The sequence below is a fragment of the Roseateles sp. NT4 genome, from assembly GCF_051857475.1.
GTDB lineage: Bacteria > Pseudomonadota > Gammaproteobacteria > Burkholderiales > Burkholderiaceae_C > Pelomonas.
The window spans coordinates 1,289,793-1,315,764 of sequence record NZ_JBPZGZ010000001.1 but is presented as its reverse complement, the minus strand read 5'-3'; the positions used below and the strand labels follow the sequence as shown (position 1 = coordinate 1,315,764).

21 protein-coding genes, 2 tRNA genes and 2 pseudogenes are annotated in these 25,972 nt (G+C 67.9%); 12 read left to right on the top strand and 13 right to left on the bottom strand.

Annotated elements, in window-relative coordinates; genetic code table 11:
- The first annotated feature begins 110 nt into the window (after positions 1 to 110).
- A complete protein-coding gene (gene fumC / locus ACS5PN_RS06075; protein ID WP_439463030.1) occupies positions 111 to 1,496 on the top strand; it encodes a class II fumarate hydratase in 1,386 nt (461 codons plus the stop codon).
- Here fumC and ACS5PN_RS06070 read toward each other — a convergent pair.
- Both ACS5PN_RS06070 and ACS5PN_RS06065 read right to left on the bottom strand, forming a co-directional pair.
- The gene (locus tag ACS5PN_RS06070; protein ID WP_439463029.1) at positions 1,493 to 2,071 is read right to left on the bottom strand and encodes a TIGR00645 family protein; all 579 of its coding nucleotides are present in this window, start codon (positions 2,069 to 2,071) and stop codon (positions 1,493 to 1,495) included. The two genes, fumC and ACS5PN_RS06070, sit on opposite strands and share 4 nt — an antisense overlap.
- Positions 2,068 to 5,052: a protein kinase domain-containing protein gene (locus tag ACS5PN_RS06065; RefSeq protein ID WP_439463028.1), complete on the bottom strand. Its 2,985-nt coding sequence runs from the start codon at positions 5,050 to 5,052 to the stop codon at positions 2,068 to 2,070. Before ACS5PN_RS06065 ends, ACS5PN_RS06070 begins: the two co-directional genes overlap by 4 nt.
- A 115-nt stretch (positions 5,053 to 5,167) precedes the next feature.
- Here ACS5PN_RS06065 and ACS5PN_RS06060 point away from each other — a divergent pair, with 115 nt between their 5' ends.
- The 4 genes from ACS5PN_RS06060 (at position 5,168) to acs (ending at position 10,640) form a co-directional block, all read left to right on the top strand.
- Positions 5,168 to 5,728, top strand: coding sequence for an ECF-type sigma factor (locus ACS5PN_RS06060; RefSeq protein WP_439463027.1), 561 nt, complete (start codon positions 5,168 to 5,170; stop codon positions 5,726 to 5,728).
- Positions 5,729 to 5,797: 69 nt separating this feature from the next.
- Positions 5,798 to 7,825 (top strand): amidohydrolase family protein, encoded by a 2,028-nt coding sequence (locus ACS5PN_RS06055; RefSeq protein WP_439463026.1) that lies wholly within the window; start codon positions 5,798 to 5,800, stop codon positions 7,823 to 7,825.
- Between the two features lie 112 nt (positions 7,826 to 7,937).
- On the top strand, positions 7,938 to 8,567 hold the full coding sequence (locus ACS5PN_RS06050; RefSeq protein WP_439463025.1) for a hypothetical protein: 630 nt from the start codon (positions 7,938 to 7,940) through the stop codon (positions 8,565 to 8,567).
- A gap of 111 nt (positions 8,568 to 8,678) precedes the next feature.
- Positions 8,679 to 10,640: an acetate--CoA ligase gene (acs, locus tag ACS5PN_RS06045; RefSeq protein WP_439463024.1), complete on the top strand. Its 1,962-nt coding sequence runs from the start codon at positions 8,679 to 8,681 to the stop codon at positions 10,638 to 10,640.
- A 43-nt stretch (positions 10,641 to 10,683) separates the two neighbouring features.
- Here acs and ACS5PN_RS06040 read toward each other — a convergent pair.
- The 3 genes and pseudogenes from ACS5PN_RS06040 to ACS5PN_RS06030 form a co-directional block, all read right to left on the bottom strand.
- Positions 10,684 to 10,776: pseudogene (locus ACS5PN_RS06040) on the bottom strand (PEP-CTERM sorting domain-containing protein); the annotation flags it as partial.
- Positions 10,777 to 10,857: 81 nt separating this feature from the next.
- Positions 10,858 to 11,943, bottom strand: a pseudogene (locus ACS5PN_RS06035) (esterase-like activity of phytase family protein); the annotation flags it as partial.
- Between the two features lie 260 nt (positions 11,944 to 12,203).
- Entirely contained in the window at positions 12,204 to 12,506 is a 303-nt protein-coding gene (locus tag ACS5PN_RS06030; protein ID WP_439463023.1) for a c-type cytochrome, read from the bottom strand.
- Between the two features lie 60 nt (positions 12,507 to 12,566).
- On the opposite strand from ACS5PN_RS06030, the gene ACS5PN_RS06025 reads away from it, so the two are divergent.
- On the top strand, positions 12,567 to 12,827 hold the full coding sequence (locus tag ACS5PN_RS06025) for a TIGR04438 family Trp-rich protein (protein ID WP_439463022.1): 261 nt from the start codon (positions 12,567 to 12,569) through the stop codon (positions 12,825 to 12,827).
- A gap of 108 nt (positions 12,828 to 12,935) precedes the next feature.
- On the opposite strand, the gene ilvD is transcribed toward ACS5PN_RS06025, so the two are convergent.
- Positions 12,936 to 14,615 (bottom strand): dihydroxy-acid dehydratase, encoded by a 1,680-nt coding sequence (ilvD, locus tag ACS5PN_RS06020; protein WP_439463021.1) that lies wholly within the window; start codon positions 14,613 to 14,615, stop codon positions 12,936 to 12,938.
- Between the two features lie 93 nt (positions 14,616 to 14,708).
- On the opposite strand from ilvD, the gene ACS5PN_RS06015 reads away from it, so the two are divergent.
- The 6 genes from ACS5PN_RS06015 (at position 14,709) to ACS5PN_RS05990 (ending at position 18,438) form a co-directional block, all read left to right on the top strand.
- Complete coding sequence (locus ACS5PN_RS06015; protein WP_439463020.1) at positions 14,709 to 15,575, top strand: LysR family transcriptional regulator; 867 nt, start codon at positions 14,709 to 14,711, stop codon at positions 15,573 to 15,575.
- A gap of 76 nt (positions 15,576 to 15,651) precedes the next feature.
- Positions 15,652 to 16,623 (top strand): tetratricopeptide repeat protein, encoded by a 972-nt coding sequence (locus ACS5PN_RS06010; protein WP_439463019.1) that lies wholly within the window; start codon positions 15,652 to 15,654, stop codon positions 16,621 to 16,623.
- Between the two features lie 56 nt (positions 16,624 to 16,679).
- The gene (lgt, locus tag ACS5PN_RS06005; protein WP_439463018.1) at positions 16,680 to 17,495 is read left to right on the top strand and encodes a prolipoprotein diacylglyceryl transferase; all 816 of its coding nucleotides are present in this window, start codon (positions 16,680 to 16,682) and stop codon (positions 17,493 to 17,495) included.
- Position 17,496: 1 nt separating this feature from the next.
- Positions 17,497 to 18,228 (top strand): DNA polymerase III subunit epsilon, encoded by a 732-nt coding sequence (gene dnaQ / locus ACS5PN_RS06000; protein WP_439463017.1) that lies wholly within the window; start codon positions 17,497 to 17,499, stop codon positions 18,226 to 18,228.
- A 22-nt stretch (positions 18,229 to 18,250) separates the two neighbouring features.
- A tRNA-Val gene (locus tag ACS5PN_RS05995) sits at positions 18,251 to 18,325 on the top strand.
- Positions 18,326 to 18,363: 38 nt separating this feature from the next.
- Positions 18,364 to 18,438: transfer RNA gene (locus ACS5PN_RS05990), tRNA-Val, on the top strand.
- 279 nt (positions 18,439 to 18,717) lie between these two features.
- Here the strand turns inward: ACS5PN_RS05990 and ACS5PN_RS05985 are convergent.
- The 7 genes from ACS5PN_RS05985 to mdcC form a co-directional block, all read right to left on the bottom strand.
- Complete coding sequence (locus ACS5PN_RS05985; RefSeq protein ID WP_439463016.1) at positions 18,718 to 21,360, bottom strand: zinc finger Ran-binding domain-containing protein; 2,643 nt, start codon at positions 21,358 to 21,360, stop codon at positions 18,718 to 18,720.
- Positions 21,361 to 21,652: 292 nt separating this feature from the next.
- Positions 21,653 to 22,549, bottom strand: a complete 897-nt coding sequence (locus ACS5PN_RS05980; RefSeq protein ID WP_439463015.1) for an acyltransferase domain-containing protein — start codon at positions 22,547 to 22,549, stop codon at positions 21,653 to 21,655.
- On the bottom strand, positions 22,550 to 23,380 hold the full coding sequence (locus ACS5PN_RS05975) for a triphosphoribosyl-dephospho-CoA synthase (RefSeq protein ID WP_439463014.1): 831 nt from the start codon (positions 23,378 to 23,380) through the stop codon (positions 22,550 to 22,552). It abuts the gene before it with no gap.
- Positions 23,377 to 24,012 (bottom strand): malonate decarboxylase holo-[acyl-carrier-protein] synthase, encoded by a 636-nt coding sequence (gene mdcG / locus ACS5PN_RS05970; RefSeq protein ID WP_439463013.1) that lies wholly within the window; start codon positions 24,010 to 24,012, stop codon positions 23,377 to 23,379. The genes ACS5PN_RS05975 and mdcG overlap by 4 nt, the downstream gene beginning before the upstream one ends.
- A gap of 80 nt (positions 24,013 to 24,092) precedes the next feature.
- Positions 24,093 to 24,794 (bottom strand): biotin-independent malonate decarboxylase subunit gamma, encoded by a 702-nt coding sequence (locus ACS5PN_RS05965; RefSeq protein ID WP_439463012.1) that lies wholly within the window; start codon positions 24,792 to 24,794, stop codon positions 24,093 to 24,095.
- Positions 24,794 to 25,657, bottom strand: coding sequence for a biotin-independent malonate decarboxylase subunit beta (locus ACS5PN_RS05960; protein WP_439463011.1), 864 nt, complete (start codon positions 25,655 to 25,657; stop codon positions 24,794 to 24,796). The genes ACS5PN_RS05965 and ACS5PN_RS05960 overlap by 1 nt, the downstream gene beginning before the upstream one ends.
- Complete coding sequence (gene mdcC / locus ACS5PN_RS05955; RefSeq protein ID WP_439463010.1) at positions 25,654 to 25,971, bottom strand: malonate decarboxylase acyl carrier protein; 318 nt, start codon at positions 25,969 to 25,971, stop codon at positions 25,654 to 25,656. The genes ACS5PN_RS05960 and mdcC overlap by 4 nt, the downstream gene beginning before the upstream one ends.
- Position 25,972 lies beyond the last annotated feature (1 nt).

Below are 25,972 nucleotides of genomic sequence, written 5' to 3'. Positions count from 1 at the left end.
GGCGGTCCGGAGGTGGGTGGGCAAACCCTCGCATTATCAAAGCCTTATCAATGAGAATGGTTCTCATCGAGCCTATGCTGGCGTTTCTGTTTTCACGAATCAGCAAGCCCATGACGACCCGACTCGAACGCGACACCTTCGGCCCCATCGAGGTGCCGGCCGACAAGCTCTGGGGCGCCCAGACGCAGCGCTCGCTGCAGAACTTCGACATCTCCGGCGAGCGCCAGGCGCCCGAGCTGATCCGCGCGCTGGCCCGCGTGAAACGTGCGTCTGCTGTCGTCAACCAGGCGCTGGGCCTGCAGGATGCGAATAAGACCGACGCCATCGTGGCCGCGGCCGATGAGGTGATTGGTGGCCTGCACGCGGACGAGTTCCCCCTGGTCGTGTGGCAGACCGGCTCGGGCACGCAGACCAACATGAACGTCAACGAGGTGCTGGCCAACCGCGCCAGCGAGTTGCTGGGTGGTGAGCGCGGCGAGGGGCGGCTGGTGCACCCCAACGACGACGTGAATCGCAGCCAGAGCAGCAATGACGTCTTCCCGACCGCCATGCATGTGGCCGCCGTGCAGGCCTTGGTGGAACGGCTGCTGCCGCCGCTGCGCGCCCTGCGCACGACGCTGCAGCAGAAGGCCGAGGCCTATGACGGCATCGTCAAGATCGGCCGCACCCATCTGCAGGACGCCACGCCGCTGACCCTGGGCCAGGAGATCTCGGGCTGGGTGGCCCAGCTCCACCAGGGCGAGCGCCATGTGCTGGCGGCCCTGCCGCATCTCCACGAACTGGCCCTGGGCGGCACGGCCGTGGGCACGGGGCTGAATGCGCCCAAGGGCTACGCGGAAGCCGTCGCGGCCGAGCTGGCACGGCTGACCGGCCATGCCTTCGTCACCGCGCCCAACAAGTTCGAAGCCATGGCCTCCTGCGACGCCCTGGTCCACGCCCACGGCGCGCTGAAGACGCTGGCGGCCAGCATGAACAAGATCGCCAACGACGTGCGCTGGCTGGCCAGCGGCCCGCGCAGCGGCATCGGCGAGATCAGCATCCCGGAGAACGAGCCGGGCTCGTCCATCATGCCGGGCAAGGTCAACCCGACCCAGAGCGAGGCGGTGACCATGCTGGCCGCCCAGGTCATGGGCAATGACGTGGCCATCAACATCGGCGGCGCGTCGGGCAACTTCGAGCTCAACGTGTTCCGCCCCATGGTCATCCACAACTTCCTGCAGAGCGTGCGCCTGCTGGCGGATGGCATGGCCAGCTTCAACACCCATTGCGCCGTCGGCATCACGCCCAACGAGGGGCGCATCAACGAGCTGGTGGAGCGCTCACTGATGCTGGTGACGGCGCTCAACACCCATATCGGCTACGACAAGGCCGCGCAGATCGCCAAGAAAGCGCACAAGGAAGGCAGCAGCCTGCGCGAGGCCGCACTGGCCTCGGGCCATGTGACGGCCGAGCAGTTCGACGCCTGGGTCGTCCCTGGCGCGATGGTGGGGCGCTAGTGCTTGTCGCCGTGGGCCGGCGCCAGCAGCCGGTCCGTGTAGGCGATCGCGATGGCCGACAGCAGGAAGGCGAGATGGATGACGGTCTGGAACATCAGCACCTTCTCGTCGTAGTTGGCCGCGTTGATGAAGGTCTTCAGCAGGTGGATGGAGCTGATGCCGATGATGGCCGTGCCCAGCTTGACCTTCAGCACCGAGGCGTTCACGTGGCTCAGCCATTCGGGCTGGTCGGGGTGGCCTTCGAGGTCCATACGCGACACAAAGGTCTCATAGCCGCCGACGATGACCATGATCAGCAGGTTGGAGATCATGACCACGTCGATGAGGCCGAGCACGACCAGCATCAGCACGGTCTCGTTCAGCGACACCAGGGCCTCGCCCTTGTAGCCGATGCTCTTGACCAGGATCTCCAGCGCATGCTGGTTGCCGAAGGCGGCCTCGATGAGGTGCACCAGCTCGGTCCAGAACTGCCAGACGTAGACGCCCTGGGCCAGGATCAGCCCGATGTAGAGAGGCAGCTGCAGCCAGCGGCTGGCGAAGATGAGGCGGGGCAGGGGGCGCAGGGGAGTGGTCATCGGGGAAAGCGGCAGCTGGCGTCTTCGGACGCGCGGATTCTAGGGACGTCTCGTGTCATCGCCGCTGCGACGCTTGTCGGGCCCAGCGCGGCTTCCAGTCGCTTCAGCGGCTGCTTGTAGTAGGCCGCGACTTCGGGCTGGGCCTTGAAGGCCTGGCGCGCCTGCGCTGCCAGCGCAAGGGCACCAGCCCGGTCCCCCGCCGCGAGGGCGCACAGGCCGGCGTGCGCGCGCAGCCAGGCGGGGCGGGGGGCTGCGGGGTTGCGGTCGCGCAGCAACGCGTCGGCCTGGGCCACAAGCCTGTCGCGGCCCGCTGTCGGCCGCCCATGGGCGCATTCGAGCTGGGCGGCCACGGCCTCGCTGCTGAAGCGCTCGGGCGGCAGGTCCGGTGTGGGGCTCGGGTCAAGCCCTCGTACAGCGGCTGCCGCATCGGCGGGGCGATCGAGGTCGAGCAGGATCTGGGCTTTCACCCAGGCCAGCATGGCCCGGGCGGGAGGCGCCAGCGTTTCACCCTCGAGCTTGAGCAGGCCCGCATCAGCCTGACCCTTGGCAGCCAGCTTGATGCCATGGCGGGCCAGGTCGCCGGCCTCTTTCGGCGGCCGCATCTGAGCGTCCTGGACCAGCTTGTTCCAGTAGCTGTCCGTCTCGTGCGAGTGGCCATAGGTGGGGCCGACCGACGACGAAATGTCCATGGCCGTCCAGTGCAGGCGCTGCCAGTGCTTTTGAGACGAGCGCGGCCCCTGCCAGGGCGAGGGGAAGCTGTCGTGCAGCACGTCCCAGGCCTTGTCCATGTCGCCGTGGGCGAAGGCCAGGCGGGCGCGCAGCAGGTTCAGGCGCAGTTCCTGGGCCTGCGGTGGATCGGGCTGGGCATCGATCAGGGCGGCGGCGGAGTCCGCGGTCTGGCTGGCTTCGAGATAGGAAGCCAGGCCGGCGCGGTAGCGGGCCAGTTCGTACTCGGCCTGCATGATGCGGGCCTCGATGACCGCGGGGCCGCCGCGTGCCTTCAGGTCGCGCACGACGGCGTTGATCATGGGTGCCGCTGCATCGGTGCGCCCATGGTCGATCAGGCTTTGTGCGGCCAGCCTGCGCAACCTTTGCAGCAGCGGCGAGGTCTCGCCCTGGGCGGCCAGGGCCAGAGCGATGCTGCGGCCGAAGTGCTCGTCCGCCTCGGCGTAGCGATAGTCGTGGTCCGCCATCTCGGCGCGCAGGGCCTGCACGCGCGCGGCCGCCGTCGAACTGGACGGCAGGGACGGCAACAGGGCCTCGGCCTGCGTCAGCGCGGCTTGTGCGGCTTCGACATGGCCGGCCGGCCAGGCCGCCTGAGCCGTCAAGGCCAGGGCCTCGGCACGCTGCGGACCGTCCTTGTCGGCCAGCTTCAGCGCTTGCTGCGCGGCCACATCGGCCTCGGTCCAGCGGTAGGCAGCCAGCCAGGCTTCGGCGGCCAGCAGGCGGGACGCAGCCAGGGCCTCGCGGCCAGCGTCGGCGCGTTGCAGGATCTCGTGCTGGCGCTGCGCATGCTCGGCAGCCAGTTCTGGCCGGTCCATCTCGAGAAAGAGGCGTGCCACGGCCCCCAGCAGGTCGGCTTGCAGCCCCGGCTCGCCCGCGAAGCGCTGCTGGATCAGGGCGGCGCTGTCGGCCAGCGTCAGCTCGGGCGTCGGGCGGCGCGAGTCCGTGCGGGCGAAGAAGGCCGCCTGGTCGGCGCGCAGCAGGGCTGCCGCGAAGCTGGTGGCCATCTGCTGGCGCTGCGCGGCCAACTCGGCGCGCTGGTTCTGGCGCAAGGCCAGGCCGCCGCCCACGGCCAGGGCGGCGACCACGATGCCGGTGGTCGCAAACGCCAGCCGATGGCGGCGCACGGTGCGGCCCAGGCGATACCAGGCGCTGTCAGGCTGGGCCAGCACGGCCTCGCCGCGGCGGAAGCGTTCCAGGTCCTGGGCGAAGGCGTCGACGCTGGCATAGCGCTGGGCCGGGTCGCGCCTCAGGGCCTTGGCGAGGATGGCGTCGAGGTCGCCGTGCAGGGCGCGGGCCGTCGTGCGGTCCTCGCAGCGGCTGCTGGCGCGCTCGGGCTCGTCAGCCAGCACGGCCTCTTCCCAGGCGGCGCGGCTGGCGGGTTTGGCACCAGGGAGGCGATAGGGCGTCTGGCCGGTCAGCAGCTCGAAGGCCAGCACGCCCAGGCTGTAGACGTCGGTCGCTACCGTGACCGGATCGCCGCGCACCTGCTCGGGCGAGGCGTAGTGCGGTGTCAGGCGCCGGGCGCCGTCCTCGGTCACGCCGGCGGCGGCATCACCTAGCAGCCTAGCGATGCCGAAGTCCAGCAGATGGGCCTGGCCATCGGGCGTCACCAGCACATTCGACGGCTTGATGTCGCGATGCACGATGAGGCGGCCATGGGCATAGCCGACGGCGCGCATGATCTGCAGCAGCAGTTCGAGCCGCTGCGCCACGCTGGCGTTGCGCTCGCGGCACCAGGCGTCGATAGGCCGGCCGGCCACCAGCTCCAGCGCCAGATAGGGCCAGCCGCGGGCGTCGATGCCGGCGTCGTAGAGGCGGGCGATGTTGGGATGCTCCAGCATGGCGCCGATGTCCCGCTCCTGGGCCATCAGCCGGGCCAGGCCCTCGCCCCAGGTCAGGCGCGGCAGCTTGAGGGCCACCTCACGCTGATAGCTGCCGTCGGCGCGCTCGGCCCGCCAGACGCTGCCCATGCCACCGCGCCCGATCTCCTCGAGGAGGCGGTAGGGGCCGATGAGGTCGCCGGCCTGCACTGCGGCGGCGTCCTCGCTCTCCCACGCACCGAAGCGGGGCAGGGTGCGCAGGCGGCCATCCTGGGTCAGGCCGGCCTCGCGGGCCAGCATCTCGCGCAGCGGCTCGGCCAGGTGGGCGTTCTCGGGCGGCAAGGTGGTCAGCCAGGCTTCGCGCTGCGCGGGCGCGAGGGCCAGCGCTTCGTCGAGCAGGCGGCTCAGGCGGATCAGGTGGTCCGCAGACAGCATGGAGGGGTTCTCGTCATCGAGTCGACACGCTAGGACAGACGTGAAGCTGTCGCCAGACCGGACATCCCCAGTCTGAATGATTTGCACGGGCGGTAGTGCTGGCAGCATCCCGCCTGTGAGCACCGACACCATCGATGGCCTGATCGAGCAGGTCAATGCCGGCGCGGCCGGCGCCCAGGACCGCCTGTTCGCGGCCGCCTACGGGGAGCTGCGCAAGCTGGCGCGCTCGCGCCTGCGTGACGGCGGGCGCAACACGGTGCTGGACACGACGGCCCTGGTGCACGAGAGCTATCTGCGCTTCCTGGGCAGCGGCCGCCTGCGGCCCGACGGCCGGCGCGCCTTCTTCGCCTATGCCTCCCAGGTGATGCGCTCCGTCATCATCGACGCGGTGCGCGAGCGCCAGGCCCAGCGCCGCGGCGGCGACCTGGCGCGGCTGACGCTGGACACCCATATCGCCGACAGCACGCCGGCCGCCGAGGAAGAAGTGCTGCAGGTGCATGAAGCGCTCGAGGCCCTGGCCGCCGCCGAGCCACGCCTGGCCAAGGTGGTCGAGATGCGCTACTTCGGTGGCTACAGCGAGACCGAGATCGCCGAGGCCCTGCAGATCACCGATCGCACGGTGAGGCGCGACTGGGACAAGGCCAGGCTGCTGCTGGGCGTGCTGTTGGGGCAGTAGCTGTCCGGATAGGGCGGCGCGCTGCGTCTGTTCCGGCGTGGGCAACTGGCCCACCGACCGGAGCCTGCCATGCGCCTGCCTTGCCTGCTGACCCTGCTGCTGTGTGCCGCCTCGGCCCTCCAACCCGCTCGGGCCGCCGACTACGTCGTGCTGGGCCAGAACGAGGTGGCGGGCCATCTGCGTGTCGAGACCACAGCCGATGGCCGCATCGAGACCGACTACAGCTACCGCGACAACGGCCGCGGGCCGGACCTGAAGGAGAGCTTTCGCCTCGCCGCCAACGGCGCGCCGCGCGACTACCGCGGTCGCGGGCGCAGCACCATGGGCGCCGAGATCGCCGAGGACTTCGATGTCGCCGACGCACGGGCGCGCTGGCGTTCGCGGGCCGACAGCGGCGAGACGCCGGCGGGCGAGGACTTCGTCTTCATCCCGCTGGAAGCCTCGCCGGGCTATTACGGCGCCCTGGTGAGCATGCTGCTGGCTCAGGCCGACGGCAGCGCGGCGACGCTGGGCGGGCTGCGCATCCGCGCCGAGGTCCTGGCCCGGCTGACGCCCGATGCCGCGACGGGGCCGCTGGCCCTGGTGGCCGTGACCGGAGCCGACGCCCAGCCCTGGTACTACTGGGTGCGCGACGATGCGACGCATGCGCTGTTCGCCATCACCTGGCCGTCCTGGGCCGTCATGCTCCAGGGCAGTGAGGCGCTGGCGCCCACGCTGCTGGCGCGCCAGCAGCAGGCGGCCGACGAGCGGTTGATCCAGCTGCGCCAGCGCCTGGCCCGGCCGCTGGGCGGCGTCACGCTGATCCGCAATGTGCGCTGGTTCGATGCGCCGGCGGCGCGCATGCGCGGCCCCAGCGACGTGTGGATCTCGCAGGGGCGCATCGACGCCGTCACCGAGCCCGGCGCCCTGCGCGTGCTGCCCGAGCGCGCCATCGACGGCCGCGGCCAGACCCTGCTGCCGGGGCTGTGGGACATGCATGCCCATCTGTGGAGCGAGGACGGCCTGGCCCATCTGGCCGCCGGCGTGACCAGCGTGCGTGACCCGGGCAATGACAACGCCGAGTTGCAGCGCCTGACCGGGCGCATCGAGCGCGGCGAAGTCATCGGCCCCCATGTCCACGCGGCCGGCTTCATCGAGGGCAAGAGCCCGTATTCGTCGCGCACCGGCATCGTCGCCGAGACGCTGGACGAGGCCCTGGACGCCGTCAGCTGGTATGCCTGCCATGGCTTCGTCGGCATCAAGCTCTACAACTCCATCAAGCCCGAGTGGGTCCGGCCGCTGACCGACAAGGCGCACAGCCTGGGCCTGCATGTGAACGGCCATGTGCCGGCCTTCATGCGGGCCGAGCAGGCGGTGCGCGGCGGCTATGACGAGCTGACCCACATCAACCAGGTCATGCTGAACTTCGTCAGCCGGCCCGGCGACGACAGCCGCACCCTGCTGCGCTTCCAGCGCGTCGGCAGCGATGCCCAGGCCGTGGACCTGTCCAGCCCGGCCGTGAAGCATTTCATCGCGCTGCTGCGCGAGCGCCGTACCGTCGTCGACCCGACCCTGGCCGCCTTCGAGGCCATGTTCACCCAGGCCCAGGGTGAGCTGGACCCGACGCTGGGCCCCGTGGCCGGGCATCTGCCGGTACTGTGGCAGCGCCAGATGCGGGTCGCGCCCATGGACCTGGACGGCGAGAAGCTGGCGGCCTACCGGCGCTCCTACGCCAAGATGATGGGCCTGACGCGGGACATGCACCGCGCCGGCGTGCCCCTGGTGGCGGGCGCGGACACGACGGCGGGCCTGGGCCTGCACCGCGAGCTGGCGCTCTACGTGAAGGCCGGCATCCCGGCGCCCGAGGTGCTGCGCATCGCCACCTGGAACGGTGCGCGCGTGGCCGGCGCGAGTGGGCAGCGCGGCCGCATCGAGCGCGGTTACGCGGCTGACCTCGTGATGGTGGACGGCGACCCCAGCGCCGACATCGAGCAGTTGCGCCGCGCCAGCCTCGTCATCCAGGGCCAGGTGGCCTATGCGCCGGCCGAGCTCTACGAGGCCATGGGCTTCAAGCCCTTTGTCGGCGCGCCGCGCATGCTGGTGCGGCCGGCGAATTGAAGCCAGGCCTGCCCTGCGAACGAGGGGGTGATGTCCGGCGCGGTGCCTGTGCCGCGTCCGGGTGAATGACGGGGCTTTGGCCGCGTCGCCCTTCAACCCTTGGGAGTTCCTCATGATCCGTACATCTCTTCGCCAGATCGCCGCCGCGGTGGCCCTGGCCGCCATCGCGGGCTCGGTCCAGGCCGCCTTGCTGCATAACGGGACGGGGCTGGCCAGCCCGCAGCAGGTGGTCGACTTCGAGTCGGTCCCGTTGACGGGCAACCAGCCGGTCACCCAGCAGTTCGCCGCGCTGGGCCTGGTGTTCGAGTCGGCCTATGCCAATGCCGACATGGGCTCGCCGTTCGAGAACATCAGCGGCAATCGCATCGGCAATTTCCAATGGGGCATTCCGGCCCTGGAGACCTTCGCCATCCATTTCGCGGCGCCGCTGTCGGCCGCGGCCTGGGCGACCGGTACCAGCAACGGCGCGACCTCCTATTTCGAGGCCTATCTGCACGGTCAGCTCGTCGAGTCGGCCACCGCGCCGACTTCGCTGAGCGACCCGGTCAACTTCTATGGCTTCACAGGCATCGTCTTCGACGAACTGAGGATGCGCGCCAACGGGCCCATCGACCGCGCCTTCACCATCGACAACCTGCAGACGGTGACCGCGGCGACCGTGCCGGAGCCGACCTCCTTCAGCCTGCTGCTGGCCTGCCTTGGCGCGCTGCGGCTGGCGGGCCGCCCGCGCGGGCGGCGCTGAGGGGCCGTTCGGGCCTCTAGACTCTGGTGACCGGCTTGTAACGCGGCGTCAGGGCATCGTCAGATGCCCGACGCACAGTCCGCGCCAAGCAACATCAGGAGACGACAGGTCATGAGCACGCTGAACACCTACGCCCCCAGCCCCGAGTGGGTCGCCAATGCCCACGTGAAGGGTGAAGCCGGTTACGCCGCGCTGGTGGCCGAGGCCGAGAAAGACTACGCGGGCTACTGGGCCCGCCTGGCCCGCGAGCTGCTGAGCTGGCAGACGCCGTTCACCAAGACCCTGAACGACAGCGACGCGCCCTTCTTCAAGTGGTTCGAGGACGGCAAGCTCAACGTCTCCTACAACTGCCTGGACCGCCATGTCGAGGCCGGCAAGGGCGGCAAGACGGCCCTGATCTTCGAAGCCGACGACGGCAGCGTCACCAACGTCAGCTATGCCGAGCTGCTGGCCAAGGTCAGCCAGCTGGCCAACGCATTGAAGGGCCGCGGCATCCAGAAGGGCGACCGCGTCGTCATCTACATGCCCATGTCGGTCGAGGGCGTGGTGGCCATGCAGGCCTGCGCCCGCATCGGCGCCACCCACTCGGTGGTGTTCGGCGGCTTCTCGGCCCAGTCGCTGCGCGACCGCGTGCAGGATGCCGGCGCCGTGGCCATCCTGTGCGCCGACGAGCAGCAGCGCGGCGGCAAGTCCCTGCCGCTGAAGGCCATCGTCGACGAGGCCCTGGAAGGCGGCTCCTGCCCGACGTTGAAGGACGTCATCGTCTACAAGCGCACCGGCGGCAAGATCAACTGGGTGGAAGGCCGCGACCTGTGGCTGCACGACCTGATGAGCGCCGAGTCGACGACCTGCGCGCCCGAATGGGTCGAGGCCGAGCACCCGCTCTTCCTGCTCTACACCTCGGGCTCCACCGGCAAGCCCAAGGGCGTGCAGCACAGCACCGGCGGCTATCTGCTGCATGCGGCTCTGACGACGAAGTGGACCTTCGACCTGAAGGACGACGACATCTTCTGGTGCACGGCCGATATCGGCTGGGTCACCGGCCACACCTACATCACTTACGGCCCGCTGGCCCTGGGCGGCACCGAGATCGTCTTCGAGGGCGTGCCCACCTACCCGGACGCCGGCCGCTTCTGGCAGATGATCCAGAAGCACAAGGTCACCATCTTCTACACGGCGCCCACCGCCATCCGCTCGCTGATCAAGGCGGCCGAGACCAACGAGGCCGTGCACCCGAAGAAGTACGACCTGTCGTCGCTGCGCCTGCTGGGCTCGGTGGGCGAGCCCATCAACCCGGCCGCCTGGGAGTGGTACCACGAGCACGTGGGCGGCAAGCGCTGCCCCATCGTCGACACCTTCTGGCAGACCGAGACCGGCGGCCACATGATCACGCCGCTGCCCGGCGTGACGACGCTGGTGCCGGGCTCCTGCACGTTGCCCTTCCCGGGCATCACGACGGCCATCGTCGACGAGACCGGCAACGACGTGCCCAACGGCCAGGGCGGCATCCTGGTCGTCAAGAAGCCCTGGCCTTCGATGATCCGCACCATCTGGGGCGACCCGGAGCGCTTCAAGAAGAGCTACTACCCGCCGGAGCTCAAGGGCTATTACCTGGCCGGCGACGGCGCCATCCGTGACGCCGAGACGGGCTACTTCACCATCACCGGTCGCATCGACGACGTGCTCAACGTGTCGGGCCACCGCATGGGCACGATGGAGATCGAGTCGGCCCTGGTCAGCTGCACCGAGCTGGTCGCCGAGGCCGCCGTCGTGGGCCGCCCGGACGACACCACCGGCGAAGCCATCTGCGCCTTTGTCGTGCTGAAGCGCCCGCGCCCCAGCGGCGACGAGGCCAAGGCGATTGCCAAGCAACTGCGCGACCACGTGGCCAAGGAGATCGGCCCCATCGCCAAGCCTAAGGACATCCGCTTCGGTGACAACCTGCCCAAGACGCGCTCGGGCAAGATCATGCGGCGTTTGCTGAGGTCGGTGGCCAAGGGGGAGAGCGTCACCCAAGATACGTCTACGCTCGAAAATCCCGCGATCCTGGAGCAGCTGGGTCAGGCGTACTGACTTCGCCTCGCAGAGAAAGGCCGCCCTCGGGCGGCCTTTTGTCTTACTGGCGACGACGCAGCTTGAAGCCGATCAGCCCCAGTCCGCCCAGCAGCAGCGCATAGCTGCCGGGCTCGGGCACGGCCGCCACGTTGAGGGCCGTATCCAGGTGGATCTTCAGGAACTCGGTGTTGTCCGAACCCAGGTTGCGGCCGCCGGTGCCGGGGTAGTTGTTGTCGTTGGCGACCAGCAGGGTGTGCGAGTCCAGGATGAGCACGCTCTCGATGGTCGTGAACGGGAAGGTGAAGGCGCTGCTGCCGTCGCCGTTCAGGTCGTGCGGGTCGGCGATGTTCATCAGGTTGACGACCTCGGTCTTGCTGAGGTTGCCGCTGGCGTCCAGCTGGTTCAGGTCGATCTTGAAGATCTTCTTGAAGGGCGTGCCGCCGCCGGTGGCCGTGGCGCCATTGCGTTCGATGATGAGGAACTCGTGGTCGTTGATGGCCGTCATGTCGCCGATGTTGGTGCCTTCGGCGTCGAGCTTGTAGTTCCACTGCTGGCCGGTGTAGGCCTCGGTGTTGATGTCGAACGCATTGATTCGCAGCGTCTTGGCCGGGTCGCCGGTGACCGTGCCTTCCAGCAGCGTGTAGAGACGGTCGCCGTTGGGGTTGATGGCCATGCCTTCGAAGCCATTGGAGCGCCCCAGCGTGGCGCTGGCGCTGCCGTTGATGACGGCCTCGTTCTGCGGTGACAGCACGCCGAGCATGCCGATCTCGCGGCGCTGCACCACGCCCTGGGCATTGGTCTTGACCAGGTAGGGGCCGAATTCGTCGCCGAACCACAGATTGCCGTTCTTGTCCTTGCGCACCGATTCGATGTCGAGGTCGGCGCCGGTCAGCAGGCGGTTGTTGCGGATGCTGGCGTCGATCAGCGGGTTGGCGGCGCTGTTGTAGTAGCGCGTGTAGTCGGCCTGGATCTTGATGGACAGCAGGTTGTTCGGGTCGGACAGGCTCAGATAGCTGCCGGCCGTGAAGCCGGCCATCGCTGCGCCGGTCTTGAAGTTGGCTGCCGACACCGTGCCCGTGCCGCCCAGGGCCGTCTTGAAGTCCGGCGTGATGGCGTACATGCGCAGCAGGGCGTCGGCCGAGTTTTCCTTGGTGCCGAAGCCGTTGTCGGGCATGAAGAGGTAGGTGCCCGCCTTGGGGCCGGCCAGCACGGCCGAGAAGCCCTGCACAGACTGCTTGTCGAGCAGGGGCAATGGGTTGCCGCCGGCGCCGCTGGCGAACTGGCCGGTGGTCGGGCCTTCGGCGAAGGTGTTGGCGGGCATCAGGGCCCAGCCTTCCAGCGTGGAAGCCGCCTGCGCGGCTCCACAGGCGAGAAGGGCGGTGGCCGCGAGGCAGGGGAGGCGGGTGGTGTTCATGGGCAGCGCTGTCGAGACGCGCAGAACAGCCTGCGCGCGGCGGATTCTTGGAAGCCGCCATGACCGCGCCGTGAAGCCGGGCCCTGCACTGGACTGGTGTTCTAGGGGTTCGCCATCCGGAAAAGCAAACAGGCCCCGCAGGGCCTGTTGTCATGGAGTCGACGACTTTATTTGACCGTCAGCACCCACTTGGCGAGGGTCTCGGCTTCGGCCGGGCTGACCTGGGTGTTGGCCGGCATCGGCACGGGGCCCCAGACGCCGGAGCCGCCCTTCTGGATCTTGTCGGCGAGCTTCTTGTAGGCGTCCTTGTCCTTGGCGTACTTGGCCGCCACGTCCTTGTAGGCCGGGCCGACCAGCTTCTTGTCCAGGGCATGGCAGGCCATGCAGTTCTTTTTCTGCGCCAGTTCCTGGTTGGCGAAGGCGGCGGGGGCGATAACGAGGGCGAGGCTGAGGATCAGTGCATTCTTCATGCGAACCTTTCGGGGCGTTGGACTACAGTGTCCGCCAAAGATACCTGAAGGAGAGCGCGGATGGCGTTCGTGTTGCTTGGCGTTTTGCTGTTGGTGCTGAAGTTGGGCGGCTGGGTTCAATTCAACAAGGATGAATTCTGGGCCTGGTGCATCGTGCTGTCGCCCTTCGGGCTGGCCGTGCTCTGGTGGTGGTGGGCCGATTCCAGCGGGCTGACCCAGCGCAGCGTGATGAATACGCTGGATGCCAAGAAGGAGGCCCGCCGTCAGCAGCTGATGGAAGGGCTGGGACAGGCCAATCCAAGCGGCAAAAAGAAGCGCTGACGTGCTCGAAACGTTGACGCTGCCTCTCCGAGTCAGCGTCCTTTCCGAGATGAAGCCGCTATGCGGCTTCACGCCAAGCCTGGGCTTGGCGGAGCCCGCCGGGCGGGCTCACTCGAAAAGATCCAACACCGCGCCTGAACTGGCGCTGGAGGCATTCTTCGCAAACTTGGCCAGCACGCCCCGCGTGTAGCGCGGCGCGGGCTTGACCCAGTCGGCACGGCGCTTGGCGATTTCGTCGTCGCCGACATTGAGTTGCAGCACCAGCTGGTGGGCGTCGATGGTGATGGAGTCGCCCTCCTGCACCAGCGCGATGACGCCACCCTCGTAGGCTTCCGGCGCCACGTGGCCGACCACCATGCCCCAGGTGCCGCCCGAGAAGCGGCCGTCAGTGATGAGGCCGACGCTTTCGCCCAGGCCCTGGCCGATCAGGGCGCCGGTGGGGGCCAGCATCTCCGGCATGCCGGGGCCGCCCTTGGGGCCGAGATAGCGCAGCACCATGACGTCGCCGGCCACGATCTTGTTGGCCATGATGGCGGCCAGGGCCGACTGCTCGTCGTCGAAGACGCGCGCCGGGCCGGTCATCACCGGCGTCTTGAGACCGGTGATCTTGGCCACGCAGCCTTCGGGCGAGAGATTGCCGCGCAGGATGGCCAGGTGGCCTTCGTCGTAGATGGGCTTGGCGACGGGCTGGATGACGTCCTGGTCGGCGCTCAGTGCCGGCACGTCGGCCAGGTTCTCGGCCACGGTCTTGCCGGTGATGGTGATGCAGTCGCCGTGCAGCAGGCCGGCGGTCAGCAGCTCCTTCATGACGGCGGGCACGCCGCCGGCCTTGTGCAGGTCCACGGCCAGGTATTTGCCACTGGGCTTGAGGTTGCACAGCACCGGGATCTTCTTGCGCATGCGCTCGAAGTCGTCGATGGTCCAGTCCACCTCGGCCGCGTGGGCGATGGCCAGGAAGTGCAGCACCGCATTGGTGGAGCCGCCCGTGGCCATGATGACAGCGACGGCGTTTTCGATGGCCTTCTTGGTGACGATGTCGCGCGGCTTCAGGTCGGCCTTGACGGCCTCGACCAGGTATGTGGCCGCTTTCTTGGTGTTCTCAACCACCTCGTCCTCGACATTGGACATGCTGGACGAATAGGGCAGGCTCATGCCCAGGGCCTCGAAGGCCGAGCTCATGGTGTTGGCCGTGTACATGCCGCCGCAGGAGCCGCTGCCGGGGATGGCGCGCTTCTCGATCTGGCAGAAGTCTTCCTCGCTCATCTTGCCGGCTGAAAATTGGCCGACAGCCTCGAAGACGCTGACGATGTTGAGGTCCTGGCCCTTGTAGTGGCCGGGCTTGATGGTGCCGCCGTAGATGTAGATGGCCGGCACATTGGCGCGCAGCATGCCCATCATGCCGCCGGGCATGTTCTTGTCGCAGCCGCCGATGACCATGACGCCGTCCAGCCACTGGCCGCCGACGCAGGTCTCCACGCAGTCGGAGATGACCTCGCGCGACACCAGGCTGTACTTCATGCCCTCGGTGCCCATGGCCATGCCGTCGGAGATGGTGGGCGTACCGAACAGCTGGGCATTGGCGCCGGCGGCCTTGAGGCCGATGACGGCGGCGTCGGCGAGCTTTTGCAGGCCGGAGTTGCAGGGCGTGATGGTGGAGTGGCCGTTGGCGACGCCGATCATGGGCTTGCCGAAATCGGTCTCCTGGTAGCCCATGCCGTAGTACATGGAGCGGTTGGGCGCGCGGGCGACGCCCTCGGTGATGTTCTTGCTACGGCGGTTGAAGCTCATGGCTGGGTCTCCTGGAGAAGCCGGCAGTTTGGCGCGACGCGCTTTGCTTTTCAAATATATTGTTTGCTCTGCATTGATATGCATGGTGAATCAATGATCGAACTGCGCCCCCTCCAGCAATTCATCGCCGTGGCCGAGCTGCTGCATTTCGGCCGAGCCGCCGAGCGCCTGCACATGAGCCAACCACCGCTGACCCAGGCCGTGCGCAAGCTGGAGGGGCAGCTCGGCGTGCAGCTTTTCGAGCGCAGCAGTCGCAGCGTGCGCCTGACGCCCGCGGGCGCGGCCCTGCAGGCCTCAGCGCAGAAGCTGCTTGCGGATGCCGCGGCGCTGCCGGCCGAGGTGAGGGCGGTGGCCGATGGCCTGGCCGGGCGGCTGCGCCTGGCCTTTGTATCGACGGTGGGTTTCGGCGGCCTGCCGCAATGGCTGCGGTCCTTCCGCGAGGCCTGCCCCCAGGTGGCCCTGGCCTTGCGCGAGGCGACGCTGGACGTGCAGTTGCGCGAGTTCGAGGCCGGCAGCATCGACGCCGGCTTCGTCATCCACACGCCGGGCGCCGCGCCCGCGGGCTTCCAGCGCCTGTCCATCGGCGTGGAGCCCCTGGTGCTGGCCTTGCCCAGCAGCGACGTGACGCCCAGCGATGCCCAATGCCGCGCGGCGCCGCTGGTGATCTTTCCGCGCGAGGTGGCGCCGTCGCTGTACGACGCCATCCTGGCCCATCACGGCGGCGCCGGCCAAGGCGTTGTGGTCGGCCAGGAGGCCATCCAGATGCAGACCATCATCAACCTCGTGTCGGCCGCCATCGGCGTGGCCTGGGTGCCCGCCAGCCTGCAGGGGCTGCAACGGGCCGGCGTCAGCTACCGCACCCTGCCCGGAGCGCCCCAGGTCGAGACCAGCCTCATCTGGCGCAGCGATGCGCCGCCGGTCGTGGCCCGCTTCGTCGAGCACGTGCGCGCCCATGCCTGAAGTCACATGGGAAAAACCCGTGTCGCCGCGCAGGCTGATAGAACGTTAACCAACGCACATTCCGGAGACCCCCTGCATGACCCTTCGCCTGCTTCCTCTCGCCCTCGCCCTGCTCGCCGGTGCCGCCCAGGCTGATCTGCTCAAGGACCCGCAATGGCAGGCCTGGCTGGACACCGGCAAGACGGCCGACCTCGTGCGCGCCGCGCAGGGCAAGCCGGGTGATGACCAGTCCGCCGTCGCCCTGGCCCTGGCGGCGGCCGACGATAACGATGCGACACGGCTGGAGGCCAGCATCCCCGCGCTGCAGACCTGCATCGACAAGCGTCCCCAGGCCGTCTGCGCCTACGCCCTGGGCCGGGTGTATGGCCAGCAGGCCATGACGGCCAGCGTCTTCAAGATGGCAGGCCTGGCGGGCAAGACCAAGGAACAGTTCGTCAAGGCGGTGGAACTCGATCCGACGCTGTTCGAGGCACGCACCGGCCTGACCCAGTTCTATCTGATGGCGCCGGGTTTTGCCGGCGGCAGCACGGCCAAGGCCAAGGAGCTGGCCGTCGAGGTGCAGCCGCGCCAGCCCGAGCAGGCCAAGCTGCTGCGCGCGCTGGTGGCCATGAACGACAAGGACTGGGCCGGCGCCGAGCGTGAACTGAGCAGCGTCAAGGCCGGTGACGACCACCCCCTGCAGCGTGAACTGCGCGGCGCCTGGACGCGCGTCGGCTTCGAGCACATGGAGCAGAAGAACTTCACCAAGGCCCGTGGCGTGTTCGAGGCGCTGCAGCGCGACTACCCGGCGCATGCGGCCGGCCCCTACGGCCTGGGCCGTACCGCGCTGGATCAGGACCAGCCCGACGAAGCCATCAAGTCGCTGGAGCGTGCCCGCACGCTGGAAGGCGCGGACCGCATGCCCATCGACCACCGCCTGGGCCAGGCCCTGATCGCCAAGGGCGACAAGGCCGCGGCCAAGGTGGCGCTGGAGCGCTTCGTGCAGAACAAGCGCGCCAACCCGCGCAATGTCGAAGAAGCCAGGAAGCTGCTGGCAGGCCTGGCCTGAAGAGCAGGGAAGGGCGGCTGGCTATGATGCCGGCCGCTCTTCCTTCCCTGCGAGCCATGCTGGTTCATCCTCAGTTCGACCCCATCGCCATCCACATCGGCTCCGGGGGCATCCATTGGTATGGCATCACCTACCTGATCGCCTTCGGCCTTTTCCTGTGGCTGGCCACGCTGCGCTCGCGCATGCCCCAGCACGCGGCCGTGGGCTGGACCAAGCGTGACGTCGACGACGTGCTGTTCTACGGCGTGCTCGGCGTCGTGCTGGGCGGGCGCCTGGGCTACTGCTTCTTCTACAAGCCCGGCTACTACATCCAGCACCTGGGCGACATCATCCGCGTCTGGGACGGCGGCATGTCCTTTCATGGCGGCCTGCTGGGCGTGCTGCTCGGCCTGTGGTGGTTCGGGCGTCGCCGCGGCCGCAGCTTCTTCGAGGTGTCGGACCTGATCGCGCCCTGCGTGCCCACTGGCATCGTCTCGGTGCGCCTGGGCAATTTCATCAATGGCGAGCTGTGGGGCCGTGCCGCGCCGGCCGATCTGCCCTGGGCCATGATCTTTCCGCAGGCCAATGACGGCGGCATCGCCCGCCACCCGTCCCAGCTCTACCAGGCCGCGGGCGAAGGCCTGCTGCTTTTCATCATCCTGTGGTTCTACGCCCGCAAGCCGCGCGCGACGGGCCAGATCTCCGGTGTCTTCATGATGGGCTACGGCGTGCTGCGCTTCGTGGCCGAATACTTCCGCGAGCCGGATGATTTCCTGGGCCTTCGTGCGCTGAACCTGAGCCAGGGCCAGTGGCTTTGCGTGCCCATGATCCTCGCCGGCATCGCCATCTTTGCCTGGGCCACCCAGCGCAATCAGAGGCCCGCCCAAGCTTGATATGCGACAGATCTTCTTCGACACCGAAACCACCGGCCTGGAGGCCGACAAGGGCGACCGCATCATCGAAGTCGGCTGCGTCGAGATGGTCAACCGCCAGCTGACCGGCAACAACCTGCACCTCTACATCAACCCCGAGCGCGCCAGCCACGAAGACGCGCTGCGGGTGCACGGCCTGACCGAGGCCTTCCTGTCGGACAAGCCCAAGTTCGCCGAGATCGTCGACCGGCTGCTGGCTTTTCTCGCCGGCGCCGAACTCGTCATCCACAACGCGCCTTTCGACATCGGCTTCATCAACGCTGAGCTCAAGCGCCTGAAGCGCGGCGTGCTGACCGACCATGTCGGCGGCGTGCGCGACACGCTGCTGATGGCGCGCGACCTCTTCCCCGGCAAGGCCAACTCTCTGGACGCGCTGTGCCGCCGCCTGGAGGTCGACAACACCAAGCGCGTGCTGCACGGCGCGCTGCTGGACGCCGAGCTGCTGGCCGACGTCTACATCCGTCTGACGCGCGGCCAGGATGCGCTGCTGATGGACGACCACGGCGAGAGCTCCGGTGGTGACGGCCATGCCGCCATCGAGGCCGTGGACCTGAGCCGCTTCGTGCTGCCCGTGCTGCGCGCCAGCGAAGCCGAGGTGGCCGCCCACGCCAAGCTGCTGACCGACCTCGACAAGGCGGCCGGCGGCGCCTGCCAGTGGCGGAAAATTGAACCTGCTCCTGAAGCCGTGGCATAATCCTAGGTTCCCGGAAGCGTTCGGGCGGTTAGCTCAGCGGTAGAGCACTGCCTTCACACGGCAGGGGTCGCAGGTTCGAACCCTGCACCGCCCACCAGGTTTTTCAACTTGGCCGAACGTAGAAAGCCCCATTCCGGGCGGTTAGCTCAGCGGTAGAGCACTGCCTTCACACGGCAGGGGTCGCAGGTTCGAACCCTGCACCGCCCACCAAAACACAGACCCGGCCTCGAGCCGGGTTTGCTGTTTCTGCTTGTGGCTAACGGCCTCATGCTGGCGAAATGCGAGCGTGGACATGACCGCAAGTGCGCGGTGTAGCAACGGGTCTGCTTGGAGGCGCGTGGAATGGCGACGACCGGCGGGTGAGCGTGGCTGCGCCCCGGGGGGTCACCTTTAACGCCAGCGCGCGATTCTTGTCGAACCTGACCCTTCGAATGGTTCTACCTACCGGCGAAACATCGGTTTTGGGCTATTCGCGCCTGTCCAACGAGACTAGTACGTGGACAGATACGGATCATCGGCAACCCTATATGTGGCCGGCGTGAGCAACTCGAAGCGAATGCTTTCGCCCCTCAAGTCATCCTCAGCCTTCTTGATCTCTTCCGCTAGCTTGTCGCCACTTTCCATGATGGCCAGGATGACACGATCTGGCCGCAGACGCATGGCAAGTCTGACCAGGTCCTGAACGTGTACGGCCCTTAGGCTGCGCCATGCCGATTTGACCTCGCAGAGGATCGCCTCGCCATCCACGATCAAGAGAAGGTCTGCCTCGGCGTCGGGCTTGGCGTCGTCTGATGCCCACCCGAAACAAGTGGGCCCGACGTACATAAAAGATTTTCTTGCACGTCCATAAAGTGCAGACAGCGCCCAGATGAGGGAGAGGACGCTGTGGGAGCGAAGACTTTCCAGAAGAAATTCGTTAGGCCTGAAATGCCAAGGAACTCCAACCGGCAGTGCAGAGGCCGTTTGGCAGGCATCGCACGTGATCGATGACCTGAGCGCCTGGAAATCAGTCCAGTTGCGGTGCATGCAAGTTTCGCAAGTCCACGGGTAGCCTTGAAACAGCATGCGGCGATCGCGCATTTCCGCCAACCCATCGTCGATGGCCCGCTGCTGCATAGCATCCCAGTCCACAGAGCTTTGTTCTCTGTTTGGATGCGGTCGCTCGGCCCAGTAGCGCGCCCTATGCTCCTGCCAACGCGTCCGCAAATCTTCCAGGGCCACGTGCATTTTGGGCGCCTTGATCGATTGCGCAGCTTTCACTATCAGGGCTGCAAGGGCGTCACGCTCACGCTCCGATTGGAGATCGAACACTGGGCGACCACGCGCGCGTTTAGCCAGAGATTCGGCAGTGGATCGAACGTCAGCATCAGCAAGATTCGGAGTGGCGCCCAGTGCAGCGAACATGTCTTGCAAGAATGGATGCAGCAGTAGTCTCCTGGCGTTGGCCAGCCCCTCTGTCATCCCCAGAATTCCTGCTAGATAAGAACTTTCGCTGGACGGGCGCATCCATCTCGCCTTCTCCGCCGGCCACGGCGGATCGCCGGGGGCGGGGTGCCAAATTGCGGCATCGGTGCAAAGGGCATGCCGCAGCGCCTCGTCGATGGTTGGTACCTCGATCGACTCAAGCACCCGCAGTACGCTAGCGAAAACTGTTAAGTTGCCTTCTGCGTTTCTGCGCGTAATGGCCGGCAAGCTAGGGCCGAAACCGCGCTCGGAGAATCCCGCCTTGTGCGCTGAAGCTAGGCGCCATCGCTTGGGAATGGTTCGAACGTTGACTTGGGAGAACCGTGGTGCGCGGCCTTCTTGTTCAAACGCTAGATCGACTGCCCAAGACCCAAGGGTAAAGGCCTGATTGAATGGAGCGTCTCGCAAATGCTCCGGCTCCCTGTGCGGCGGGCGCGCGGTAGGCGGCCGCCAGTGGAAAGCATGCCAATCAGCCCCCCGCATAGGCCCGCTTACCGCATACGCTTGAACGCGTTCGCTGGCTCGATGTAGCGCCACCTCGCTTGGAATGACGTGACCGCCAGGCACAGGCTCGACTGACCCATCAAAGTTCCAGACCTTCGCGCTGCGGAGAATGCTGATCGCCTCATTCAGCTCCTCGGCGTCGTGTGACGCCGAACGAACTTGGAGTCGTGGCTGTCCGGCGCCATTGCCTACGTGGTTGCGTGCGTTGAGCAGCCTAGCAAGCTGGGCGGCAAAATCGCCCTGCCTTAGCTGTTCAAGCGTGACTCGAAAGCAGGTTAGGTCGCCGTCGAGCCATGCTGGCACCAGCAGCCTGCCATTCCAAAACATCAACCTGTCCTCAAATGACTCGCCGATCACTAGATTGAAGGCGTGCGCCCAGCGGGCGTCAGGCAATTCAATGCGTGGCGAGTACAACGACGACAGCAGGCAAAGGGCAGTTGCGCGTTTTGCGGCGAACTCAGCTAGAGCGACGTCTTCAGTTGCTACTCGGTCAAGGTCGCGCGGTACTCCGTACTTCCGGTCATTGAAGTACTCGTCAGAAACGACAGTGAGCAGGCCAGCAGCAGTCGTAGCGTCGTTGGGAAAAATGCCGGTAGTCGCGCTGCCGTGATAGGTGCCGAGGTTGTCGCACAGAAATCTGCTGGTTCTTTCTGTGTACCAGCTATCGACGATCTTCACCTTCGGTGTATCGACCGCTGAGCTGTGCCGCCCTAACCGAAAAACTGTCGATAACGATGACAGCGGTGCAAAGTTGTGTCGCGGGCGGAAATCGGACGAGCGTGGTGACTCGCTATCGACATGGTGGTGCTTGACGTAGTCTGCCGGGACCAGCCGCTCATGCACCTCCAAAACGACGGCGGCGTCCAGATCAGCGTATGAGTAGACGAGATCAGGGTCAAAGAACTCCATCCACGGCCAATAGCTCGCAACAATTTTCCCGCCAGCGCACGGGACGATCAAACTGAATCGCCCACCCCATCGGGCGTAGCAGTCGGCGAATATGCCGTCGAGCACCAAGTCCGAGTGTCTGCCCGCCTCCACTAGAAACAGGATGCGAACGGCGCGCGTCGCCGACCAACCAACAAGCTCTGGGCCGTCGTTCAACATGTGCAGTCCCTGAATATGGATGGAGCCGCATGAGCCGGAAAGCTTGTCGGCAGTCATGATCGCCAATCATCGTCGGTGCGGGTTGCCTACGACGCACCACTTCGCGCGTTCGAGCGTTGACGTCGGCCTGAAATAGCCGCCCCTGCTTTCGTTGCCGCGTAGCTGGACGAGCCAGCGAATTTGCATGCGAGCACGCGGTTGCGAAACACGCGCCGAATCTCCTTCTACTGCGGTGCAAGCCGTGCCACAGCGTCTACCGAAGGACTCGTGTGCAAGCTCAGTATCAGCAAGTTCCTGACATCAGGAGCGCACGTCCCTTGCTGCGAGGCCCGTCTTCGTGGCTCTGGGATTAGTCGAGTTGGCGGTGCACCCAATCCAGCACGCCCTCAGGTCCCTGGAACTCGTCGATGGATCGCACCGGAACGTCGGGATGACGTTCCCGCCACATGGCCGCCAGTGCGCTGCCGGGGCCGACTTCCAGCACGCAAGCCACGCCCCGCTCGGCGACGCTGTCCATGCAGTCGTCCCAGCGCACGGTGCTGGCGATCTGGCCTGACAGGGCTAATGCGAGGGCTGCCGGGCTGCGGCTGGCGGTGCCGGTGAAGTTGCAGACCACCGTCGAGCGCGGTGTCTGCAGATCGATGGCAGCGAGGCGGCCGGCAAATGCCGTGGCCGCAGCGGCCATGGCGGGCGTGTGAGAGGCGAGGGCGATGGGCAGGCGCGAACACCGCAAGCCGGCGGCCGTCCAGCGGGCCGCATGGGCGTCGAGATCGGCGACCGCGCCGCCCACGATGACGCGTTCGGCGTTGATGCGGATCGCAATCGGCAGCGCGGCTTCGGCCAGGCGCAGGGCGTGCGGGCCCTGCACGGCGAGCAGGCCGGTGGCCTGGCCGGCGACGCTGTCGCTCATGGCCTGGGCACGCGTGGCTGCCAGATCGAGGGCGGCGGTGGCGTCGAACACGCCGGCCGCGGCGAAGGCGGCGAGCTCGCCCACGCTGTAGCCGGCGACCATGGCCGGCTGCGGCAGATCCGCCGCCAGCGACTGCCAGGCTGCGATGCCGACACCCGTCAAAAGCAGCTGCGCGACGCGGTTGGTGTGCAGCCAGCCGGGGTCGCGGAGTTGATCACGCCAGTCCGCGCCCAGATGTCGCACCAGGGGTTGCAACTCCCACCGCCCATCCAGCCAGGGCAGCATCTGCGGGTGCTGGGCGCCCTGGCCGGGGAAAAGCAGGGCCAGGCCTCCCATTCAGCAGACACGTTCCAGCCAGCAGGCCGCGGCCAGGGTGTCGGCCGCACCGCCGGGCGACAAGCGGCGGCGCACGAACTCGGCGCCGATCGCATCGGCAGCGTCGAATCCCTGAGCGGCTCCTCCGGCGGCCAGAAAGTCCCGCGCAGCGATCTGCGCAAACCGCAGGCCTTCAAGACCGCCGCGATGGGCGAGGTTGCTGTCGTCCAGCACGGTCATGACGGCAAACAACGTGTCCAGCCGGGCCGGCGTGCTGGCCAGGCCGCGTGCACGGGCATCGCGCAAGGCGGGCTCGGCCGTTTCGAACAGCGTGGGAAAACCGAGAGCCGCTTCTTCGGAAGCACTGCGCAGGCCCAGGCGCCGCGCCGCGATGCCGCCGGGCAGGGTGGACGGGCGTTGTGCGCGGGCGCTCAAGGCTTGACCCCAGCGCGCCAGCAGCGTCTCTCGCAACTCGGCCGGTGTGCCGCGCCGGCCCAAGGCGCCGGCACAAGCGCACAGCAGCCCCAGCATGAAGATGGCACCGCGGTGGGTGTTGATGCCGCCCGTGGCCGCCAGCATGCGCGCCTCGGCCTCGATGCCGCAGCGCTCCAGTGCCTGGAAGGGCGCACCTGCGGCCCCCAGCTCGGCGATGCTGACGAAATAGCCGCGCAGCGCCAGCAGGCTGCGCATGAAGGTCCGGGCGTCCATGTCGCTGTGGCTGCCGCGGTCCGTCAGCGTGACGAGACCGGGCTTGGGCGACAACGCGAGTTCGTCGTACAGGGCCAGCGTGGCGGCGCGGCCGATGTCCTGGGCCGTCAGCGCGACCGGCGCCGATGCGAGGCGGGCCTTCATGCCAGGGCCTCTTCCAGGGTGGCACCGTGAAGTCGTTTCACCAGCAGCGCAAAGGCCCGGCCATCGCGCCAGGCCCGCCATTCCCGCCAGGCGACGGCGGCGTCGCCGTCGAAGACCAGCTCGCCATCCAGGCGGCGCGATGGGCAGGCAAAGGCGTCCAGCGCGGCGGCCACGGCGTCGGCCTGCTCGGGGCCGTTCACGCCTATCCAGAGGTCGATATCGGAGCCGTCGCGCACATGGGGCAGGCCGGTCAGCTGCTGCCAGCCATGGCTGCCGTAGACGCGGGCCGTCACGCCGCAGGCCCGCAACGCCAGGGCGAGCTGGCGGGCCGGCGTGCGAGCGTCGGGTGGCAGTTGCGTCAGCAACTGGTCCAGGCGCGGGAATTCGTCGAAGAACAGCACCTCGTGCCGTGCCACGCTCAGCGCAATGCGGCGGCTGCCCCAGCGCCGCGGCGCGCAAAGGCCGAGGGCGATGGCGTCGTCGTCGCGCTGGCGGGTCACCACCAGCGGCAAACCTTGCTCGGCCCAATGCGCCAGCGACGTGCGCGCCTGGGCATCCCAGGCGCCGCCCAGCAGGCGCTGCCAGCCCGCGGGCGTGAGCCGGGCGAGCTGGTGGCGGTGCAGGGCGGTCATTGGTGCACCTTTCGCGCTGCGCGCTGTCCCGCCAAGCGGGAGCGAGCTTGCTTGGGGCGGCCCGGCGCGGCGCTCATGGCTCAAGCCGCGTCCAGCACGCGCTGCACGACGCTGGCGGCCAGGCGCCGGCCACCGCGCGCGGCGCCATCCTCGGCGCGTCGGTCATTGGTGGGAGCATCGGCCAGGGCTTCGCGCAGGGCCTGGGCGAGGTCGCCCTGCCAGAGCCGACGCACGCCGCCCATGGCGACATAGTTGCCCACGCCGGGCGCGAACACGGGGTTGGATTCGGACAGCTCCGCCAGCAAGGCCTCGGGCAGCTTGGTGACGCGGGCCATGGCCGGCAGGCGCATGACGCGGATCTCGGCCTCGGGCAGGGCGTCGCAGGCATCGGCGATCAGGCCGGAGGTGATGAAGCCGCCGGACAAGGCCTGGTCGTAGACAAGGCCGATGACGCGGTGGCCGCGCCGGCGTGCGAGGTCGATGCACATGCCGAGATGGGCCATGGCGCGGTTGATGCCCAGCAGCTCATCGCGGCGACGCAGTTGCTGGCCTTGCGTGTCGATGAGCAGCAGGATGGCGCGGCCGGGGTGGCGGGCCAGGGTGTCGAGCACGGCGCGGGCCTGCACAAGGGCCAACTGCACGCCGATGGGCGCATGGTCGGTGGTGCCGATCACGGTGAGGGGTTCGCCGTCGAACTCGACATCGCCACGCAGGAAGTCGCCGTTGCGCGTGATGCCGTGATCGGCACCGAAAAGTCGGGTTGCCAGCGTCTGCCAGTCCATCAGTGCGCTCCCAGGGCCAGCACGTCGGCCACATCAAGGTCGGGGACGTGGGCGGCGTCGGGCACGCCCATCGAGGACCACAGCGCCACGGCTTCGGCGCCGTCGAAGGCGAGCCGCGCGGCCAGGCGGGCGTGCTCGGCTTCCAGCGCGTCCAGCGTGACGGGACGAGCCGCTGTCAGCGCGGCAATCGCGGCGGCGCGGAAGGCGGCCACGTCGTCCTCCACCAGCACATCGCAGTCGCCACTGAGCCAGCGGTGCTTGCCACCGGTGGTGCGCCACACCAGCGCGCGGTCGCGCGAGTCGAACTCCTCGACGCCATGCGAGGCCTCGATGACCTCGGGGCCGGACATGGCCAGCCGGCCGATGTCGCTCATGACGATGTGGTCGGCGCAGCGGGCCACGATGCCCATGCCGCCGAAGCAGCCATTGGCCCCGCCGATGAGCACGACGACCGGGATGCCGGCGGCGCGCACGTCCAGCAGGGCGCGCATGACCTCCGAGACAGCAATGAGGCCGGCATTGGCCTCGTGCAGGCGCACGCCGCCCGATTCGGCCAGCAGCAGCACGGCCTTGGGCTTGTCGCGCAGGGCGCGCCTGAACAGGCCGACGAGCTTGGCGCCATGCACCTCACCGACGCCGCCGCCCATGAACTGGCCCTCCTGGGCGGCCACGAAGATCTCGCTGCCGGCCAGCATGGCGCGGCCGATGGCCACGCCGTCGTCGAAGGAGGAGGGCACGCCGAGCTGGGCCAGGTGGGGGCTGGTCAGCCGCTCAGCGGGGGGAAGCCACTCGTGGAAGCTGCCGGCGTCGACGACCTCGGCCAGGCGCTCGCGGGCCGAGCATTCGGCATAGGACGTCGTCATGGCTTCAGCTCCTGGGCGGCCTGGTCCAGGCGCAGGCTCACCACGGCGGGCGTGGCGCCCATGTCGTGGATGGACAGCTGCACGCCGGCGAGCTGGTGGCGCTGGTGGAAGTCATTCACGACGGCGCTCCAGATCGAACCGAAGCCGCGCGCTGAAGTTTCAATGTGGATGCGGCAGTCGCTGCCGGCGGCGGGTTCCAGCAGCACTTCGAGGTTGCCCGAGCCGACCACGCCGACCAGCACGGGCGTGAAGGCGCCGGCCGGTCGCGTGCCGGGCAAGGCGTAGTCCAGGGTTTCGAGTCCGGGTTGGGTCATC